We start from the raw sequence: 19854 nt of genomic DNA, 5'->3' as shown, positions 1-19854 counted from the left end.
CGGACCACCCTCGCCCGGACCACCGGACCGAACCGACGGACCACCCTCGCCCGGACCACCGGACCGAACCGACGGACCACCCTCGCCCGGACCACCGGACCGAACCGACGGACCACCCTCGCCCGGACCACCACCCTCCTGGCTCCGGCGCAGAATCCGTGCAGTAAACCGGGCTCGCCAACGCGAGCCCCGACGGTAGGTGGCCAACTTCTCGTCCACGCTCCTCCGGTCCTCCGCCTGGATGCCGTCCGTGAGTTCTGCTCTGCTTATACGGGATGTGGTGAGGGTGAGGGCTTCTCGGTCAGCCACCATCCGCGTGTCGAGCGAGGGCACGCGGTCGGACACCGCGTCTCGGCTCAGCAGGACGGTGCCCGAGGCCGGGTCGGTGGTTTGGAGGCCGTCGCCCAGGTTGTCCTGGGCTGTCTCGTGGCGGGTGACGATGATGCCGAGATGGACCGCGCCGGCGAGCGCGATCGGGGCGATCGTGCTCAAGCTTCCGACGGCGAGGTCTCCGAGGTGCAATCCATCGAGGGTGCCGGCCGTCTGCTCGTTGAGGCGGATCGCGTGCAGGGCGTTGGCCCAGACGCTGGTGCCGGTGGCGCCGGCGAACAGGCTCCAGGCGTAGGCGCGGGCGGTCCAGGGCGCTTCGCGCAGCAGGACGAGAGCGCGTACTCCGTAGGCGATGAACCCGTCGACGACAACCGGCCACGCGTAGCTCAGGTTTCCTCGGACGTGGATCGCCTCGGCCATCTGCTGGAGAGCGTCGTACGAGAGCCCGAAGCCGGTCGCGCCGAGTGCCGCGATGGCGGCCATGTCCCATCGGGAGACCTTGGGGCGATCTGGGGTCACGCGGCCACCGCCAGGGTGAACACCGCGGTGGCACGCAGTTCCTCGGTGAGGGCGATCTCCTCGCGTCGCATGGACGCCGGGATGACGTCTAGCTGTGTACGGGCCTGGCGTTGGCGCGCGGTGGCGGCCTTGTAGCCGATGCTCAGCAGGGCGGCCCAGGTGTCGCGCGGAATCCCGGCGCCGATGGCGACGCGGACCACGGCCTTCTTTTCGGCCTCGGTCAGCCGCGGCCGGTGGGTGCAGAGGAGGGTGGCGCGCACCCGGTCGAGGTCGACCTGTCGGCCTTCCCTGAAGGCAACGATCTGGCGGAGCTGTTCTTCGGTTCGGCCTCCGCGGATGCCGTCCTGGACTCCGCACTCGATGGCGTCGGTCAGGCACTCGCGGCGCACTGGGCACTGCAGGCAGTCACCTCGCCGGTGCGGAGGTCGGCGGCCATCACGCGGCCGCCTTCGCGAGGTGGCGGACGACCTCGGGGATGAGGTCCTCCTGGCCGGCGACGGCACCGCGGCGGCCGAGTTCGGTGAAGACGGCCAGCGGGTCGACGCCCGCTTCAGCGGCGGCGCGCAGCACCGGCAGCCGGAATGCGGAGAACACCCCGGCCAGGCCGGACATGATGCCGGCGGAGTCCGTCGTCGGCGCGCCGTTTTCCAGGAGGCGGGCCTCGGCGGTGTCGGCGGCGCGCAGCACCGCGTGCAGGTCCACGCCAGTGGTGTGACCTTCGCGTTCCAGCACCGGCACGAGCGCTTCGAGCTGGGTGTTGCCGGCTCCGGCGCCGAACCCGCGGGCGCAGGCGTCGATGACGCTCGCCCCGGCCTGGACGGCGGCCAGGGAGTTGGCCACCGCCAGGGCGAGGTTGTTGTGGCCGTGGAAGATCACGGGCACGTCGACCGCTGCGGCGATCGTCCCGATCCGTTCGGTGACGTCGCGCATGGTGTAGTGGCCGGCGGAGTCCATGATGCCGACGGCCTGCGCGCCGAAGGCGACCATGCGGGCGCACTCCTCGGCGAGGCGGCCGGGGTCGGCCATGTGGCTCATCAGCAGCACGGCCTGCGCCTCGGCGCCGAGATCGCGCACCAGGGCGAGGTGGCGTTCGGTCGTGTCGCCGAGGGTGCAGTGCGCGGCGACCCGTACCACGTCGGCGCCGGCGCGGACGGCGTCCCGGATGTCGTGGCCGGTACCCCAGCCGGGGGCGACGAACACGCCCAGGCGGCTGTGGGTGAGGACGTCGCGGACCGCTTCGATCATGGCGCGGTCCTCCAGCAGGGCCTGGCCGATCTGCAGGGACGAGCCGCCCAGGCCGTTGCCGTGGCCGACCTCGACCAGGGGGACGCGGGCGGCGTTGGCGGCCTCGGCGTAGGCGCGCAGTTGGCCGGCGTCGAGGCGGTGCCCGACCGAGTGCTGGCCGTCGCGCAAGGTCGCATCGTGCAGGATCACGTGAGCGGTTGTGGTCACGGGGTGCCTCGCAGGGTCCGTGCGGCGGCGTGGCGTTCGGCCAGGGCCACTGCGGACGCGTTGATGATCTCGACGTTCCCGGCGTAGGCGGGGAGGCGGCCGCCGGTGGCGCTGACGTCGACGGTGAGTGTGATCCGGCCGCCGGTGACCGCGCAGTCGGCGAGCCGGTAGCCGGGCACGAGGGAGTCGCGCACGACCGCGGCCGCCGTCTTCACGGCCTCCCGCAGGGCGTCCGGGTCATCGTCGGCGGCGAGCAGGGTGGCCTGGACGCGGAACGCGAGGGCCGGCAGAGCGGGGCTGAGGCTGGTGAGCACCTTCACCCGCGGTGCGCCGGTGAACTGGCGCACGGCAGCGCCGGTCGTGGCGATGTACTCATCGAGGTCGCGGCGCCCGGCCGGGCCGACGCTCGCGGCCGCGGCGGTGGTGACGACCTCGACGTAGTGGGGCGTGCAGTGCCGGGCGGCGGCGGCCAGGACCGGCGCGGCGGCCTGGGCTCCGCAGCTGGCCAGGCTCAGGTGCAGCCGGCTTCGGGCGACGTCGCCGTTGACGGTGGGCGCGGCGATCGTGCCGTCTCCGGCCGGGGTGAGGTCGACGAGCAGGATGCCGGCAGCGGCAAGCTCCGCTCGGTGCCGCGGGTGCGCCGCGGCGCTCGACGCGTCGAAGACGATGTCCACGCCGCTGCCGGTCACCGCGTCGATCCCGCCGGTGGAAACGGCGCAGCCGAGGCGCTCGGCGCGTCGCAGACCGGCGCTGCTGTGCCGGCCCGCGACGAGGGCGCACACCAGCGAGGATGATCGGGTGAGGCGCTCGGCGAGGTCGAGGCCGAGCAGTCCGGGGCCGATCACGGCCGCGCGGAGCGGGGGTGGATGCATGGCAGCTCCTGTGGTCTGGGTTGGGTGGGCACGGTGCTGATGCGGTCACACGGCTTGGACGCGGACCGGCGGGAGGGAGGGCGAGCTCGCCTGGACAGCGAGGCCCGGGTGGAGCGGAAGGCTGGCGTGGACGGCGCCCGTCAGGACGATGTCGCCGGCCCGCAGTCCCGTGCCCCGCCCGGCCAGGCTCCGCACCAGCCACAGGATCGAGCGGATCGGGTCGCCCAGCACCTGCCGGCCGTCGCCCGCGGCGACGTCGGTGCCGCCGGCCTGAACGGTCAGTACCTCGTGGCGCAGGTCCCAGTCGGGCACCGCCGCGAACTCGCCGAGGACGAAGCGGGCGCACGCCGCGTTGTCGGCCACGCTGTCCACGAGCGTGATGCCCTCCAGGTCGTAGCGGCTGTCGATGACCTCCAGCGCCAGGCACGCTCCGTCGATCGCCGCACGGACGTCGTTCTCCCCGATGCCGACGCCGGTCAGACCGGCGCCGAGGCGGAAGGCGAACTCGCCTTCGACCCGAGGCGCTATCAGGCCGGCGCAGGGAACGAACCCGTCCGAGGGCAGCTGCGCGGACGCCAGCAGGATGCCGGAGTCGGGCTCGTCGATGCCGAACTGCCGCTGCATCGCCGGGCTGGTCAGGCCGACCTTGTAGCCGACGGCGGTGTCGCCGGCGCGCAGGCGGTGGTCGGCCCAGTGCTGCTGAAGCGAGTACGCCTGGGCCAGCGACACCCCGTCGCGCCGCCGGGTCAGACGCGGCAGCGGCCGGGCATCCGCCGCAGCCTGTTCGAGCCGCCGGACTTCCTCGAGCAGCCACGATGCCGCCGCGGGCTCGTGGTCCGGCGCGACCGACGCCGGTGGGCCTTCCCGGCCCGGGCCCGGCGTCATCGCGTGCCCGCAGTGTTCCGCTGCCATCTCGGTTCCTCTCAGGTGGGTCAAGCTCGGGCCGACTCGGCCATGCCCGGCCGGAGGCGTCGGCCGACGGGGCCGACCACGTGGCTGCCATCGTCCCCGCCCCGGACGACCCAGGGGCGTCCGGGGGCATCACCGTCTCGGCCCGTCACGGTCAGGTGAACGGAACCGACCGGCGCGTTGTACGAGCCTGGCCGTTCACGCCCGGGAACTGACCGCGGGACGTCGATTCCACTCCAATTCGCTTGCGTGGGCCAGCGGTTGTCTGTTGTCCCGGGGTTGTCCCGCCCGCCCGCACGATAGGCTCCCGGCCACTGGCGGTGATGGAGTTGGACCCGTGGCAGAGCTGATCACGCACCCCCTCGCCTACGCGCGGGCACAGAAAGGCTGGTCGCAGAGCGACCTCGTGGAACAGCTGCGGCGGGCCGCGGCCAGACGCCCGCAAGGGCTGCGGACCGGTGCGGACAAGAGCGCGGTCAGCCGATGGGAGAACGGACGCAAGACTCCGCACTTGGAGAGCCAGCTGCTGCTCGCCGATGTCTTCGGCGTCCCGTACGAGGAGGTCGCACAGTTCGGCTGGCCGCACTGGCTACCGGGCCGCCATGAACCGTTCCCGGTGGCCGCGGGCCACACCGTCACCTCCCTCCGAAACGCCCTGAGAGCCGCCATGGACCCCCGCCGCCGCACCTTCATGGCCTTCGGCGCCTTCGCGCTCGCCGGCCTCGCCGCCCAGTGGGCGGAACTCGAGCCCGAACGCCTCGACGCCGCCCTCGACGGCAAGCGCGTCGACGGCCCGCTGCTCGACTGGCTCGAGGAGACCAGTCGGACCCTCAACGCCCTGCCGACCGAACAGCGCCAGCGCACCGCCCGGCTGATGGACGCCCAGCTCGCCACGGTCACCGACCTGATCGATGAGGGCAACTACAGCTCCACCACGGGCCTGCGCCTACACCGGCTCGCCGCGTCGCTGGCCGTCACGTGCGGCTGGTACCGGTTCGACCAGGGCGAGCACCACCTGGCCGGACAACTGTGGAACGCCGCATTGGTTAACGCCCACGCCGGCCGCGACCGAGACCTGGGCGCCGGCATCCTCTCCGACTTCGCCTACCAGGCCATCTGGCAGAACCGCCCCGGCGACGCCATCGCACCCCTCACCCAAGCCCTCTCCCGCGCCGCCCATCCCACGGCCCGCTCGCTGCTGTACCTGCGCCGCGCCCGCGGCCACGCCGCCCTCGGCGACCCGAACGCCTGCCACCGCGACCTCGCCTCCGCCGAGACAGCCCTGCTGACCGACACCCCCGACCCGGCCCCGGCCTGGTGCGTGTGGATGGGGCCGGCCGACCTCGCTGTCGACTCCGGACAGTGCCTGCTCGACCTCGGCCGGGCCACCGAGGCGCTCGGCCGCATCGACGAGGGCATCGGCCTGCTCCCTGAAGCTCGGGCGAAGACCAGGGCGGTCTTCCAGCTGTCCCAGGCCCGGGGCCTGCTGATGGCCCGGGAGGTGGAGCAGGCCCTGAAGACGACGGGTGCGGCTCTCGACGTCGCCACTCGCATCGGCGCACAGCGCTGCGCCATCCAGGCCAAGGAGCTGGCCCCGGCGTTCCGCCCGCACCGGCAGGTCGAGGGCGTCCCTGAACTGCTGGTCCGTCTGGCGGCCGTATGAGGCGATACGTCCCGTCCGACATGCCGATCCGAGAAGCCTGAGGGTGCCAGGCCGTGGAGCGTCAGCGGCGAGCAGCGTTGCGGAGTCCAGGCCGCGCGGCGCCCGTGTGGTAGTGCACCGACGCCCAGTTCCAGGGTCTGACTACTGGCGGCGGCCCGTAAGCTCGGCGACGGCGCCGAGCACCGCCTGAGGGTCGAGCAGGCTGTCGAGGACAGTGTCCGCCCCGGCAGTGGCAAGTAGCTCTGCTGAGGTCGTGCCAGAGGCGACTGCGATCACGCCGGCCCCGCCCTCAGCTCCGGTCCGGACGTCCTCGAGCGAGTCCCCGATGATGACCGTGTTCGACCGGTTGAAGGATGTCCCACAGCGGTCCGCCGCGCGGCGCTGGGCGATCTGGACCAAGGCCGGACGGTGTGAGTCGTCGGAGGCGAAGCCACCGATGGCCAGATCGACGTACTGGTCGAGGCCGAAGGCACGAAGCTTGATCTCAGCGCTCTGCCGCAGATTGCCGGTGACCACGGTGGGCACAAGGTCAGGATCGGAGTGGACTGCTTCGAGGGCGGCAGGGGCGCCGGGCATGAGCCGGCCATCGGTGCGCAGTTCCTCGGCCCGCTCGGCGAGAAGCCGGGGCAGCAGGTCGATGATCTGCTCCGCGAACAGCTCGGCGTCCTGGTGGTCGACGTCGTTGGCCGCGAGCAGTTCCCTTACCGCGAGGGGCATCGTGCGGCCGGTGCCCCTCGCTGGCAGCTTCGTCGCGTCGCGGCCGACGACCCGGCGGAACGCCTCGCCGTAGACGGCGCGGTCGGTCTCGCCGACATACACCAGGGTGCGGTCGACGTCCCACAGAACGAGCACGGCGCTGGTCACGCTGACAACTCCTTGGTCGCGATCACTTGTCGTGATCGTTCTACCAGCTCGCTCGACCGCGGGTCCGGGATGGCCAGCAGGTGCTCCACGGTCTGCTCCAAGTGCTCCTTCAGCCTGGTCGACTGGACGTTCGTGGCCAAGGTGAGCGCCGTCTCGGCGGCTTCGAAGCCGTCTTCCCGGTCCCCGGCAAGGAAGTGGGCGGAGGCGGCTCTCGATGCGAACAGCGCTCGGGTGCGCAGATCCGCCGGGTTCAGCGTGGAGGCGGCCCGCCCGAAGTGGTCTGCCGCCGCCTTGTGTTCGCCGAGTTGGAGATAGCAGCTGGCGGTCTGGCCGAGGATCTCCCCGCGGTTCATCCAGTACAGCCAGCCGGGGTCCTGTTCGGCCGGGCCGTAATCGGCGAGTTCCGCGGCCCGGCCGAGTGCGCGCCGACATGCCTGCTGCTCCCCCAGCTTGGCGTGCCCGCGCGCTTGGCGGGTCAGAAGCATGGCCTCCAGGTGGGAGGCGCGGAGGGTACGGATCTTCTCCCGGGCGGCCTGCATCGCGGTCACGGCGTCGCGCGGGTTTCCGACCGAGTAGCTCTGGATGGCCAGGTAGGACAGGGCGCCGGCGCCATAGCGGGGATCGCCGGAGGCGTGGGCAGCTCGTAGGGCCGCCAGGAGAGCTCGTTGAGCCAGTTCGTGGTGCCCGGCGTCGAAGTGGAACCACCCGAGCTGGGTGGCGGTGTCGGCAGCAATGCCGGCCAGGCCCCGACCAGTCTTCTCGTCGTAGTTGGCGGACTTCAACGTCTCGTGAACCAGGCCGAGATGGGCACGTGCCAGCCCTGCGACGAGGGCGCTGCCGGAGCTCGCGTCCATCGTGCGAAGGCTGTCGATCGTCCCCTGGAAGCTCGCAACGAGTCCAGGAGCCACCCGTGCGCCGCCGAGAGCCCGTACGACGGGTTCGACGTCCGCGATCCCCCACTGATGGATGTAGGCGGAGAGGGCAGTGCCGGTGAGGCCGAGGAATCGGCGGCGGCTCGGACGCATGGTGGCGTGCTCCCCTCGCATCACGTCGTGCAATGCCGCCACCATACGGCTCGCCGTCCACGGCCCGGCAATGCCGTCAGGGGAGGGAGGTGGACTCGCGTCGCTGAATGGCCCTGTTGCGGTAGCCGCTCGAAGGGGGAGCCTCACGAGGTCAGCAGGGGCACCGACCGAATCGAGGTACTCAACGATCCTGTCGATGTGGGTCAGCTGGACCCGCCCGGCCTCAAGTCGAGAAAGGTAGCCCTGGGTCAGCCCGGTGATCCCTGCGAGGTCGTCCTGGCGAAGCGGCACGATCTCCCGGAGGCGCTTGCTCAGCCTGCCGAAGTCCAGCTCAGCGAGGCTGTCGCGCACCACCTCATCGCGCCACGCCCATGTGGGAACGGCGACAGATGTCTGGTCAACGACCGTCCGCGCACATGGGCCGCAAGCACTGCCGCTGTCGTTGTACCGGCTGAGCGCACATCCGCATCGTTCGCACTGCCGTGCCCCCATTCCACCCCTCCCGTCCGCGGGAGCCCGGTCTCCCGCAGGCGACCGCCATGATCATATTTCAGCGCGAATATGACTACGCGAATGGTCGCCGTCGAGCACCCTCAGGCACCTTACTGCGGCAGGCAGTTGCCGTGGCCGAAAGCGATCACATTTGTCGGCACCCCGACATGCCAGCTCGTCGGGCCCGTTCCTGCTGCAACGCCGGCATCGACCGCTTCCACCGACCACCCGATCGCGAGTGGTGGCACGGGCGGCCAGCAAGTCTGCGGAGCATATCCGCCACGAGGGAGGTAGGCCGTTGAACACCGCATCAGCTCCGCAACCGAGCCGATTGGTACGGCACGACGGCGAGTCGCGGGCGGCTGGCGCGGAGCAGCGTGCCAGTGCCGGGAGGGGCGGCCCCAGGATCACCGCATCTACCCGGCCGCTGTATCACCCTGCTGGCCTGGACGGTGCGTTGCGGGCTGCGGTGGACGATCTGCGGGCGGGGCGCTGGTGGTCGACCGGCCGGTTACTTGCGGTAACGGGCGAAGACTGGGGGCGCCGCACGTCTCGTACGCAGGTGCTGGCGCTCGTGGCCGCCCGGTCCACCGTGCTCGCCGACTGGGGGCGCGAGGACCCGGAGGACCCGGGGCTGGCCGTCCTTCGCACTCGGGTCGCGGTCGAGCACGCCTTGACCGCGGCCGAGGCCTGCTCCCCGCAGGCTCGCCGCCTGGAGCGGGCGGCACGCGAGTCGTGCTGGGCTGCTGCCGAGGCCGTGCCCTCGGACCCTGTGCCGTGGGTGTGTCTCCTCGCTCTGGCCGTGCTGGACCGCTCCAAGGCCTTCGCTGAGCATCGGCAGCCGTCATTGGACCCGATGCTTCCGCCGGGCCCGTGGGGGCTGCTCCGCGAGGCGTTGCGGCGCGATCCCGGCAACCGGGAGGCCCACCACCGGATGCTGCGCTACTGGCAGCAGGTCTGGCGGCCGGCGGCGGCCGACTTCGTGAACGTCGTTTCGTCGACGGCGCCGGCTGGGTCGCCGCTGGCCGCGTTGCCGTTGTACCTGTCGGTCGAGCACTACCGCAATGAGCCGAGGCGGAACGCGGTGGTGCTGCGGCAGTGGCTGCGGGAGCCGCACTTCTCTCGTACTCAGCGCGCGTACGAGAGTTGGGCCGGGTCGGCTCCCGGGTCGTGGTCGGTCGCCGATCTCAGCTATCTCGCCCATGCGCTGTGGGCGTCGGCCCGGATGAGTGCGGCTGTCGAGGTGTTCACGGCGCTCGGCCCGTTCGCGTCCAGGGCGCCGTGGAGCCTGGTAGCCGACTCGCCGGACAAGGCCGAGGCGCTGCTGCTGACCGCTCGCGAGCAGGCCCTCGCCGGCCGGGCGACAGCTCTGGGCTGACTCCCCCCTACCCACTGTCCATCCTCTTCCCCACACGGAGGCCGACCCCGATGTCCCCTGCCCACGCCGCGCCGTCCGACGAGGAACGGCTTCGCCAACTCGGCTACGAGCCGAAGCTCGTCCGCCGGATGGGCGAGTTCGGCAACTTCGCCAGCAGCTTCTCCGTCATCAGCATCCTGTCCGGCTGCATGACGATGTTCGCCTTCGGCCTGAACACCGGCGGCCCGGCGGTGATGTTCTGGGGCTGGATCGGCGTCGGCGCGATGGTGCTCTTCGTCGGCCTGGCGCTCGCCGAGGTGACCTCGGCCTACCCGACGAGCGGGGGCCTCTACTTCATGGCGCACCAGCTCGGCGGCCCGCGGTGGGGCTGGCTGGTCGGCTGGCTCAACCTGCTCGGGCTGATCGGCGGGATCTGCGGCATCGACTACGGCGCCGCCAGCTTCATCGGGGCGTTCCTCAACCTCCAGTCCGGCTACGAGCCGACCCCTGCAGGCCTCTTCGGAATCTTCGCCGCCGTCCTGCTGCTCCACGCGCTGCTCAACCTGCCGAACGTGCGACGGGTCGCCTTCCTCAACAGCGTCTCGGTGTGGTGGCACATCGGCGGGGTCGTGCTGATCGTCGGAGCGCTGGCGATCGTCCCAAGTCGGCACCAGGAGGCCAGTTGGGTTGTCGGGCATTTCGTCAACAACACCGGTTGGAGCAACCCGATCTACGTGAGCGCGGTCGGCCTGCTGCTGGCGCAGTACACCTTCTCGGGCTACGACGCCTCCGCGCACATGTCCGAGGAGACGACCCGGGCGGCGGTGTCGGCACCGCGCGGGATCGTCCGCTCGATCTGGGTGAGCTGGATCGCCGGCGCCGCCCTACTGGCCGGCATGCTGTTCTCCATCCAGGACTACGACGCCGTCCTCGGCACCAGCACCGGCGTGCCGCCCGCGCAGATCTTCATCGACGCGCTCGGGACGACCGGCGGCAAGGTACTCCTGGGCGTGGTGATCGTGGCGCAGCTCTTCTGCGGCAACGCGGAGACGGCGGCCAGCAGCCGGATGGTGTTCGCCTTCGCGCGGGACGGGGCGCTTCCCGCCTCGGGCTTGTGGAGCCGGGTGTCGGAGCGTACGGGGACGCCGGTGGCCGGGGTGTGGCTGTCGGTGGGGGCGGCGCTGGTCCTCGCGTTGCCGTCGCTGTACAGCACGACCGCGTACGGCGCGGTGACCGCGGTCAACGTGGTCGGCATGACGCCGGCGTACGCGGTGCCGGTCTACCTGCGGCTGCGCCGGGGACGCCGGTTCCGTCCCGGGCCGTGGAACCTGGGCCGGCGCGGGCCGGTGATCGGGTGGATCGCGGTGGGCTGGGTGGTGGTGGTGAGCGTGCTGGTGTGCCTTCCGCAGTCCTATCCGGTGACCGTCGACACCTTCAACTACGCGCCCGTCGCGCTCCTCGTGGTGATGGTGCTGGCGTGGGCGTGGTGGCTCAGGGCGGGGCGCGCGTACGCGCCGCCGGTCCAGCAGTCGGCCGAGCTCGTCGAGCTGACCGAGGAGGTCGTGTGACCGGCCGCCGGCGCACCGGTCGTCCGAAGGCGACGGTGCGCACCGCCCGGAGCCGCGCAGCCGGCAGGCCGGTGGTGGCCTCGCCGACCGCGCCGCTGGACCGCCTGGTCGACACGCTCGCCATCGAGACGGTGCTGCTGGCGACGGTCGATGTGCAGGGCCGGCTCAAGGGCAAGGAGTACGACGCGGCCGGGCTGGTGGAGCGGCTGCGGTCGGGGTCGCTGTCCCCGGAGATGTGTGGGTACGTGCTCGGCACCGACCTGGGCATGGCACCCTCGGAATCCGGGCCGTTCTCCTGGCAGTCCGGGTTCGGGGACATTGCCCTGCTGCCCGAGCTGCGGCGGGCCCGGGTGCTGCCGTGGCTGCCTGTCACGGCGCTGGTCCTCGCCGGGCCGATCGGCGGCGGGTGGCCCCATCCGCTGGCTCCGGGCACGGTGTTGAATGACCAGCTGCACCGGCTCGCCGAGTACGGCGTCGTGCCTGCGGTGGGGATCGAGACGGAGTTCGTGCTCTACGAGGGCACCGTCCGTGACGCGGCGGCGGCCGGCTGGAGGGGGCTTCGTCCCGCCGTCGGGGAGAACCGCGACTACGCCCTCGACAGCCCTGGCCCGGTGCGGGAGTTCGGCCGCAGGCTCCGGCAGGTCCTCGCGGGCGCCGGCCTGCCGGTCGAGGCGGTCAAGGGCGAGGGCGCGCCCGGCCAGGTCGAGGTGACCTTCCCGTACGGGAGGCGGTGGCGGCGTGCGAGCAGCACGTGCTGTTCAAGCACGCCGCGAAGGCGGTCGCGGACGCACAGGGGATGACGGCGTCGTTCATGGCGGCTCCGTCCACCGGGGTCGGCAGCGGTCTGCACCTGCATGTGTCGCTGGCCGACTTCGACGGCCGGCCACTGCTGGCCGTCGACCCGCAGGACGGCACCGAGCTGGGCGAGTTGGGCGAGCAGGCGGTGGCCGGGCTGCTGGCCGTGCTGCCCGAGGCCGCGCCGCTGTGGGCGCCGTACGTGAACAGCTACAAGCGCCTCGGCGACCACTCCTTCGCTCCGGCCCGTCTCGCCTGGGGCCGTGACAACCGGACGTGCGCGGTGCGGGTGGTCGGCCACGGCCGCAGTCTGCGGCTGGAGGTGCGCCTGCCGGGCGCGGACGCCAACCCGTACCTGGCGCTGGCGGCGGTGTTCGCCGGGATCCGGCACGGCGTCGAGGCCCGCCTCAAGCCCCCGCCGGCCACCAGCGGCGACGCCTACGAGATCCGCGACGTGCCGCTGGTACCGCAATCCCTGGAGGAAGCCGTCGGAACGTTCGAGGCCAGCCAGCTGGCCGGGGCGCTGTTCGGCGAGCCGGTGGTCGCGCACCTGGCCCGCGTCGCCCGCATGGACCTGGACCACCACGCCGCCCGCGTCACCGACGCCGAGGTGGAGCGCGGTCTCGCCCAGGCCTGAGCCCCGGGCCGGCGGCGGGTCGACCTCCTCCCCGGCGCCGGCCCGGTCCAACCCACCGTCCACTTCCCCCGTTGGAGGGACCCTCATGGATACCACCCGCTCCGCAGCCCAGCCCGCCACCCGGCCGAGGCCGACGGTGCCCGACCTGCTGGCCGCCGTCTACTTGGTCGACGTGGCCGCCCCCGGCATGGAGGGCCTGGCCCTGTGGCTGGCCGGGGCCGGGGCCGACGTCACCGGCAGCGTCCCCGAGTCCGAGCAGCACAGCCCCATCGTGGCCGCCCTCAGACAGGCCGGCGTCCGGGTGGTGGTGGGGTCCGATGCCGGGCACCTGCGCACCGACCACACCGCGGTGGTCTGGTCGGGCGTGACGGTGGGATCCCACCCGGAGCTGGACCGCGCCCGGCTGCTGCGGCTGCCGATCCTCGGCCGGGCCCTCGCGCTCAAGGCGATCACCTTGCAGGCCGGCCCCGCGGTCGTGGCGGTGGCGGGCAGCCACAGCACCGCGACCGCGGCGGCGGCCCTGGCGGCCGTTCTCGACGACGGCGAGACCAGCTGGGTCCTGACCGCCCCGGCCCGCGAGGGCGCGGCCGGGCACGCGAGCGGTGGACGGCTCGTCGTCGACTTCTGCCCGGACACCGCCACCCACGAGGCCGCCCCGCCCGCCGGCTGGCAGCAGCGCCCCGCGTCGCCCGTCGTGCGTGGCGAGCCGGGCTTCGCCGCCGCGCTGATCCTGTCCACCGACGCGAACGCCCCGCACTACGAGGACGCCATCGAAGGCCTCAACGCGGCCGAGCGCCTCGCCCGGCGGGCGGAGACCGTCGTCCTGCCGACCTGGGACGCGGGCGTGGGGATCCTGAGAGAGCGCCTGACCTGCCAGCCCGGCCCGCAGGTGGTCACCGTCGGCCTCAACCCGGACGACACGGTGTGGATCATGGCGCTGCTGTGGACCGGCGACGACTACCGCGCGACCCTGCGCTACCAGGAGCGCAACCACACCGTCGTCCTGCCGGTCGTCGGCCGCCACCACGCGCTTGCGGCGTGCGCCGCCGTCGCGACCGCCCTGGTGCTCGGCGAGGACCCCAAGGCCGTCGTGGAGCGCGCTGGCCGCTTCGCCGGTGTGGAGCGGTCGCTGGCCCTGCTCGGGACGCAGTGCGGCGTCACCGTCGTGGACTCCCGTGCCCGGCACCCGCGTGAGGTCGCTGCGGACGTCATGGCCGCCCGGATGCTGACCGAGGGCGAGGTGGTCGTCGTCCTGGAGCCGGACGGCATCGCCCGCACCGTGGCCCACGGCACGGCCCTCGGCACGGCCCTGGGCGATGCCGACCGCGCGGTGCTGCTGCCGGTCAGCACGCCCCTGGCCTCCTACCACGGGCACGACCCGCTGGACGCCGTCGAGCAGGCCGCCCTCCACGCCCTCGGACAGGGCACGGTGAACCGGATCCGCTCCGGGCCGTGCGAGCCGGCGCCGGAGCAGCGGCTCTACGAGACGACCGCCCAGGGCGACCTCGTCCTGGTCATCGGAACCGGCCAGGCCGCCCGGCTCGGCCCCCGCCTGCTGTTCCACCTCGGCGCCCCGACGCACCGATCCCGCACGAGCTGTGACCCGCCCTTACCCACCTGGTGGAGAACCTCGCCGTCACCACCGGTGTCCGGGCCGACGTCTCCGGCCCTGTTCCCAGCCGCGCTCACCCTCGCCCCGCCTGCCTGACGATGCCGGGCACAGCGCGCGAACCCTGTTCTGAAAGGTGCATTGTGACCCCCGACGAGAGCCGTGCTGCGGTCATCGATACGGCCTGGCGCCAGGGCCTCGATCCAGGTGGATCGGTCCTTCTGCAAGCTGGCCCTCACCACACCTGGCGTCTGCCCAAGTCCGGGGCCGTCGCCAAGGTATGGTCCCCGGGCACCACGACCGAGGCTGCCCTGCGTGAGACGCGGATCGCCCAGTGGCTGCTGCGCTGCGGTATCCAGGCACCGCGTCCGGTCGGCACCCGCGCCTTCCCGCTCGTGCACATCGCCCGGTACTACCTCCAGGTCACCTTCGCCGAAGACCTCGGCCACCACCCGCCCGGCCCGGCCGACCTCGCATCCGTCCTGCGGCACCTGCACCGACTCGACGTACCCGCCGGCCTGGGCCTGGCGAAGTTCGACCCCCTGACGGCCCTGTCCCGGCGTCTGAGGGATCTGCCCGCCGGCACGCTCTCCCCCGACCACGACCGTCGTCTGCGGGGCCTGCTGGCCGAGACCCGGGCGGTCTGGCGCGCCACGTCCTGGGGTGAGCTGTGTGTGATCCACGGCGACGCGACCCCGAGCAACTGCATCGTCACTCCACGGGGCCCGGCGTTGATCGACTTCGAGCGGACGGCGATCGGCCCCCGGGCGTGGGACCTGGCCGCCCCCGGGTGGAGCCACGACGTCTACGGCACACCAGCCGGAGAGTACGACGAATTCACCGCCGTCTACGGGCAGGACGTCACCGCCCACGACGACGGCCGCACCTACCGCGACGTGCTGACCCCCGTCTTCGCGATCAGCGCGTGGCTCTACCTCGCCGAGTACTCCCGCACCGAGCCGGACCTCCGGCCCGAAGCCGACCGCCGCCTGCACACCCTGCTGGCCGACCCCCTGCCACCGTTCCCGTGGGACTGGCGACCCGCCGCCCGCGCCAAGGCCGAGGCCGAGGCCGCGAAATGACCACCGCCGCAGGGCCGGTGCCGGCCGCGGCAGACCGCGCGCCCCGTACCGACATGCCGGACTAGTTGTCCCCAGCGGGCCCTCCAGCTCACCAGCTGAACATCCGCTCCACCACCCATGGCGGCCGTTTCGGGCCCAGGGCCGCACCCCTTCAACCCCGGAAATCAGATGACCACACCATCCGTCCCTCACCGGGCTGCCCGCCTCGGCGGCGCCCCGTGACCCCGCGCTACATCGAGGTGCCCGAGGAGTTCGAGCCGGACGGCCGTCGGTCGGTGTTCCTCGCCGGGGAGACGAGCGGCTGCCCGGACTGGCAGTCCGAGGCGGTCGACCTGTTCATCGACGCGGGCTTCGACGGCACCGTTCTCAACCCGAGGCCGTCGCGCAACCCGGCCACCGACCCCTACGCCGCGTGGCTGCCGGGCGGCTGGCAGGACCGCACCATCCGGCGCACGGACGTCGTCCTGTTCTGGCGCCCGATCGGCCACCTCCGCATCCACGACTGCTACGAGGCCCACCTGTTCAGCCCGTACGGCGGTGCCGTGGCCGTGGGCTGCGACCCCGCGAACGCCGCCCAGCGGGCCACCCGCGCCCGGCTCGCGCAGCTCATGCCGTGGCTTCCCGTCGCGGACACCCTCGCCGCCACCGTCACCGCCGCCCTCGCTGCCCTCACCACCCTCGCGGGCCCGGCCCCCGCCCGGGGCTGACCGCCGAACTCCCCGCCCAGTCAGGACTTCCATGCTCCGCTCCCCCAGCTCGTTCCGGATCGAGGACCTCGCGTTCCTCGGCAACTGCCAATCCGCCGCCCTGGTCCGCCCGGACGGCAGCATCACCTGGGCCTGCCTGCCCGACTTCGACTCCCCGCCGGTGTTCGCGTCACTGCTCGGCACCGACGAGCACGGCCTGTGGCGCGTGGGCCCCGCCGTCTACGACGGCACCCCGCCGCCGACCGCCGACCGCCGCGCGTACCTCGGCGACACCCTCGTCCTGCGCCAGGAATGGGACACCCCCACCGGCACGGTCGCCGTCACCGACTTCATGCCCGCGCCCACGACCAGCGGTGCGACGGACCCCCGGATCATCCGGATCGTCGAGGGCGTCTCGGGTGTGGTCCGTGTCGCCTCCGTCTTCCGGCCCCGCGCCGACTACGGCGCCTCCATTCCGCGGATCCAGCGCACCAACTACGGCGGCGCCCCCCTGCTGTCGGCGACCTCCGGCACGGATACCTTCTGGCTGCAGAGCCCGCAGCACACCGTCAACCGCGACGGCATCTGCCGGGCCGACTTCGCCGTCCACGCCGGCCAGCGCGTCGCGCTCACCCTCACTTGGAAGCCCGCCAACCGGCCCGCGCCCATCGCCCCCGACGCCACCGCCGAACTGGAGGCGACGCTCACGTTCTGGGAGCAGTGGGCGGCAGACTGCAGCCACCGCGGCCCGCACCGCGAGGCGGTGATCCGCTCCGCCATCGTGCTCAAAGCCATGTGCCACCCGGACGGCGGCGTCGTCGCCGCACCCACCACCTCCCTGCCCGAACGGATCGGCGGCGAACGGAACTGGGACTACCGCTACGTCTGGCTCCGCGACAGCGCGCTGACGACCGCCACCCTGCTACGCCTCGGCCACCTCGACGAGGCCCGGGGCTGGCGCTCGTGGCTCACCGACACCCTGCACCCCGAGCGCCTCCAGCCGATCTACCGCCTCAACGGCGGCACCGACCTCGACGAGCAGTTCCTGGACCACCTGCCCGGCTACGAGGGCTCCCGGCCGGTGCGCACCGGCAACGCCGCCGCCGGCCAGCTCCAGCTCGACGTCTACGGCCACCTCGCCGACACCCTGCTGCTCGCCGAGGACTGCGGTCTGCCGCCCTCCTCCCTGATCGACGCCCTGCTCCTGGCACTCGTCGACCAGGTGGAGCGGCGCTGGCGGGAGCCCGACGAGGGCATCTGGGAGATCCGCGGCCCCGCCCGGCACTTCACCCACTCCAAGGTCATGTGCTGGGTCGCCGTGGACCGGACCCTGCGGCTGCTGGAACGGCGCCCCGCCACCGCCCCCGCCGTGCTCGCGCGCCTCGCCCGGCTGCGCGAGGAGATCCACACCGACGTCTGCACCCACGGCGTCGACGCCGAGCGCGGTGTGTTCACCCAGTACTACGGCGGCCGGTCCCTCGACGCCTCCCTCCTGCTCATCCCCCTGACCGAGTTCCTGCCGCCCGACGACAAGCGCGTCATCCGCACCATCGAGGCCGTCCAGCGCGACCTCACCGAGGACGGCCTCGTCCTGCGCTACTCCACCCGCGAGGAGGCCGACGGCAACGTCGACGGGCTCAGCGGCCACGAGGGCGCCTTCCTCGCCTGCTCGTTCTGGCTGGTCGAGAGCCTCGTCGCCCTCGACCGGCACACCGAGGCCCGCGAGCTGTTCGACCGGCTGCTGGCCCTGCGCAGCGAACTCGGCCTGCTCGCTGAGGAGTATGACCCCCGCGCCCGGCGGCAGCTCGGGAACTACCCGCAGGCGTTTGCGCACTGGGCGCTGGCGGACGCGGCTGTGGTGGCGTAGTGGGCGGCGGCGAGGTGATCAACAGCATCGGCGGGTCCGGGGTGGGTGCCGCCGTCCAGGCCGGACGTATCAGCGGGGGCGTGCACGTTCACCCGGGACCGGTGCCGCAGCCGAGTCCGGTGCCGCGTCAGCTCGCACCCGTCCCCGCCGTGTTCACCGACCGGCAGGAGTCCCTGTCGTTGCTGGATTCGGCCCTCGGCCGTGCGGGGGGGGGCCGAGGCGTCCCCGGTGGTGGTGATCACCGGCCCGGACGGCGTCGGCAAGCGTGCCCTCGCCGCGAAGTGGGCGCACCGCCTGGCCGAGCGGTACCCGGACGGCCAGCTGGTGGCCCGTCTGCGCGCGGGCTCGCCCACCGGGCCGGCTCCGGCCTCCGAGATCGCGCGCTCGTTTCTGCGCTCGCTCGGCCTCGGCGAGCGCGCTCCCCTGCCCTGGAGCGAGCAGGACCTGATCGGCCTGTGGCGCAGCGAGAGCGCCACGCGGCGGCTCCTGGTGCTGCTGGAGGACGCCGCCGACGCCGATCAGGTGCTGCCGCTGGTGCCCGCAGCGCCCGGCTGTGTGGTGGTGGTGACCTGTCGCGAGCCGCTGCCGGCGTTGCTGGCCCACGGCGCTGTTCACCACCGTCTCGGACCGCTGAGCGCCGAGCACGGCCTCGCCCTGCTGTCGCGGATCGTCGGCGACGAGCGCACCCGCCGCGACCTGGCCGCGGCGGCGGCGCTCGTCGACGCCCACGGCGGGATGCCGCTGGCCATCGCGCTCGCCGCCGCCGAACTCGTCCTCCAACCGGGCCGGCCCCTGCGCACCGGACCGCCCCAGCCCGCCCTCTCGGGGCCGACCCGATCGGACAATCCCGTGCGCGACGCCGTCACCTCCGCTCTCGCCTACCTGTCGCCCCTGGACGCGGTCTTCCTGCGGCGGCTCGCCCTGGTCCCGGCCCCGGATCTCGACATCGCCTCCAGCGCCGCCGCCACCGGCACGACCCGTACCCAGGCCCGTGAACGCCTCACCGAACTGGTCACCCGCGGGCTGCTCGACACCTCCCACCGCGTCGCCGGCCGCGGCGACATCTACGCCCTGCGGCCCGCCGTCCTCGGCACCGCCCTGGGCACCGGATCACCGGCGCTTGCGGCCGCCGCCGAAGCGGGCTCCGGATACCTCGCCCACCTCCTCCAGACCGCCCGCACCTGCGCCCAGCTCCTCACCCCGCACCACCGGGCCTTGCCCCGCCCCTCGCTGCCCTGGCCGATCGAACCGGTCCACTTCGCCGGCCGACACGAGGCCCTCGCCTGGCTGGAGGCCATCACCCCCGCCGTCAGACCGGCCATGATCGCCGCCACCCTCCAGGACCACCCGGCGACCGCATGCGCGCTCGCCGGCGACCTGTGGCCCCTGTTCCATTACCACCGCGACGTCGCGCTGTGGATCACCGTGTACGAGGCCGGGCTGCGCGCCGCGCTGCGCTGGGGCGATCCGATGGCGATCCGCGAGATGTCCTCCACCCTCGCCCTCGGCCTGGTCGCTGCCGAACGCCACGCCGAGGCCGTCGACCACTACGCGCGGGCGAGCGCGCTGGCCAGGGCCGCAGGCGACCGCGCCGGCATCGCCCAGTACACCTCCGGCATCGGCGCGGCCCTCCACGACGCCGAACGGTACGCCGACGCCGAGGCGCACCTCATGGAGGCCGTCGTCCTCTACGGTGAACTCGACGACCGCCGGGGCGCCGGTCTCGCCGAGCTGCTCCTCGGCTCCGCCGCCGCCCGCCAGGGCAACACCGACCTCGCCCTCCCGCTCCTCCACCAGGCCCGCACCGACCTCGCCGGCCTCCAGATTCCCGACCCGCTAAACGCCGCCAGGGCCCTCGCCTACCTCGGCGAGGGCTGCTCCATCGCCGGCCACCATGACCAGGCTGTCACCGTGCTCACCCAGGCCCGGAGCGAGTTCGCCGACATCGGCCACCGCCATTGGGCCGCCCGCACCACCGAATTCCTCGGCCAGGCTGCCCTACGCGCCGGGCGGCCGGACGACGCCGCCGGCTGGTACACCGCCAGCCGCAACCAGTACGCGGACCTCACCAGCACCCGCGATTTGCGGCGGCTGGACGAGCGCCTGCTCGCGCTGGGCCGGTGACGG

General features: G+C 73.0%; 15 protein-coding genes and 1 pseudogene. 9 read left to right on the top strand and 7 right to left on the bottom strand.

Going from position 1 to position 19854, the window contains the following annotated elements; all coding sequences use genetic code 11:
• The 5 genes from ABTX81_RS01575 to ABTX81_RS01555 all read right to left on the bottom strand — a co-directional run.
• A partial coding sequence (locus ABTX81_RS01575) for a DUF2637 domain-containing protein (RefSeq protein WP_350540884.1) occupies positions 1-813 on the bottom strand: 813 nt, incomplete at its 3' end.
• 32 nt (positions 814-845) lie between these two features.
• On the bottom strand, positions 846-1352 hold the full coding sequence (locus ABTX81_RS01570; protein ID WP_350540883.1) for a WhiB family transcriptional regulator: 507 nt from the start codon (positions 1350-1352) through the stop codon (positions 846-848).
• On the bottom strand, positions 1285-2283 hold the full coding sequence (gene dmpG / locus ABTX81_RS01565; protein WP_350540882.1) for a 4-hydroxy-2-oxovalerate aldolase: 999 nt from the start codon (positions 2281-2283) through the stop codon (positions 1285-1287). The genes ABTX81_RS01570 and dmpG overlap by 68 nt, the downstream gene beginning before the upstream one ends.
• Positions 2284-2297: 14 nt before the next feature.
• The gene (locus ABTX81_RS01560; protein WP_350540881.1) at positions 2298-3173 is read right to left on the bottom strand and encodes an acetaldehyde dehydrogenase; all 876 of its coding nucleotides are present in this window, start codon (positions 3171-3173) and stop codon (positions 2298-2300) included.
• Between the two features lie 45 nt (positions 3174-3218).
• Complete coding sequence (locus ABTX81_RS01555; protein ID WP_350540880.1) at positions 3219-4085, bottom strand: 2-keto-4-pentenoate hydratase; 867 nt, start codon at positions 4083-4085, stop codon at positions 3219-3221.
• 334 nt (positions 4086-4419) lie between these two features.
• Between ABTX81_RS01555 and ABTX81_RS01550 the strand changes: the two genes are divergently transcribed.
• The gene (locus tag ABTX81_RS01550; RefSeq protein WP_350540878.1) at positions 4420-5745 is read left to right on the top strand and encodes an NsdA family TPR-like regulatory protein; all 1326 of its coding nucleotides are present in this window, start codon (positions 4420-4422) and stop codon (positions 5743-5745) included.
• A gap of 141 nt (positions 5746-5886) precedes the next feature.
• Here ABTX81_RS01550 and ABTX81_RS01545 read toward each other — a convergent pair whose 3' ends face one another.
• Positions 5887-6609, bottom strand: a complete 723-nt coding sequence (locus ABTX81_RS01545; protein ID WP_350540877.1) for an HAD family hydrolase — start codon at positions 6607-6609, stop codon at positions 5887-5889.
• Positions 6606-7985, bottom strand: a complete 1380-nt coding sequence (locus tag ABTX81_RS01540) for a helix-turn-helix domain-containing protein (RefSeq protein ID WP_350540876.1) — start codon at positions 7983-7985, stop codon at positions 6606-6608. Before ABTX81_RS01540 ends, ABTX81_RS01545 begins: the two co-directional genes overlap by 4 nt.
• A 703-nt stretch (positions 7986-8688) precedes the next feature.
• Here ABTX81_RS01540 and ABTX81_RS01535 point away from each other — a divergent pair.
• From ABTX81_RS01535 to ABTX81_RS01500, 8 genes and pseudogenes are all read left to right on the top strand, one after another.
• Positions 8689-9504 carry a hypothetical protein gene (locus ABTX81_RS01535; protein ID WP_350540875.1) on the top strand — a complete coding sequence of 272 codons (816 nt, stop codon included), beginning with the start codon at positions 8689-8691 and terminating at the stop codon, positions 9502-9504.
• A 50-nt stretch (positions 9505-9554) separates the two neighbouring features.
• Positions 9555-11051: an amino acid permease gene (locus tag ABTX81_RS01530; RefSeq protein ID WP_350540874.1), complete on the top strand. Its 1497-nt coding sequence runs from the start codon at positions 9555-9557 to the stop codon at positions 11049-11051.
• A 233-nt stretch (positions 11052-11284) separates the two neighbouring features.
• A pseudogene (locus ABTX81_RS01525) lies at positions 11285-12483 on the top strand (glutamine synthetase family protein).
• Positions 12484-12568: 85 nt separating this feature from the next.
• Positions 12569-14191, top strand: coding sequence for a Mur ligase domain-containing protein (locus tag ABTX81_RS01520; RefSeq protein WP_350540873.1), 1623 nt, complete (start codon positions 12569-12571; stop codon positions 14189-14191).
• Between the two features lie 2 nt (positions 14192-14193).
• Positions 14194-15174, top strand: a complete 981-nt coding sequence (locus ABTX81_RS01515; protein ID WP_350540872.1) for a phosphotransferase family protein — start codon at positions 14194-14196, stop codon at positions 15172-15174.
• 218 nt (positions 15175-15392) lie between these two features.
• A complete protein-coding gene (locus tag ABTX81_RS01510; RefSeq protein WP_350540871.1) occupies positions 15393-15881 on the top strand; it encodes a hypothetical protein in 489 nt (162 codons plus the stop codon).
• Between the two features lie 31 nt (positions 15882-15912).
• Positions 15913-17727: a glycoside hydrolase family 15 protein gene (locus tag ABTX81_RS01505; protein ID WP_350540870.1), complete on the top strand. Its 1815-nt coding sequence runs from the start codon at positions 15913-15915 to the stop codon at positions 17725-17727.
• A gap of 228 nt (positions 17728-17955) precedes the next feature.
• Positions 17956-19851, top strand: a complete 1896-nt coding sequence (locus tag ABTX81_RS01500) for a tetratricopeptide repeat protein (protein ID WP_350540869.1) — start codon at positions 17956-17958, stop codon at positions 19849-19851.
• The last annotated feature ends 3 nt before the right edge of the window (positions 19852-19854 follow it).

The sequence above is a fragment of the Kitasatospora sp. NPDC097605 genome, from assembly GCF_040302725.1.
In the GTDB taxonomy this organism is placed as follows: Bacteria; Actinomycetota; Actinomycetes; order Streptomycetales; family Streptomycetaceae; genus Kitasatospora.
This window is presented reverse-complemented; position numbering and strand designations above follow the sequence as displayed.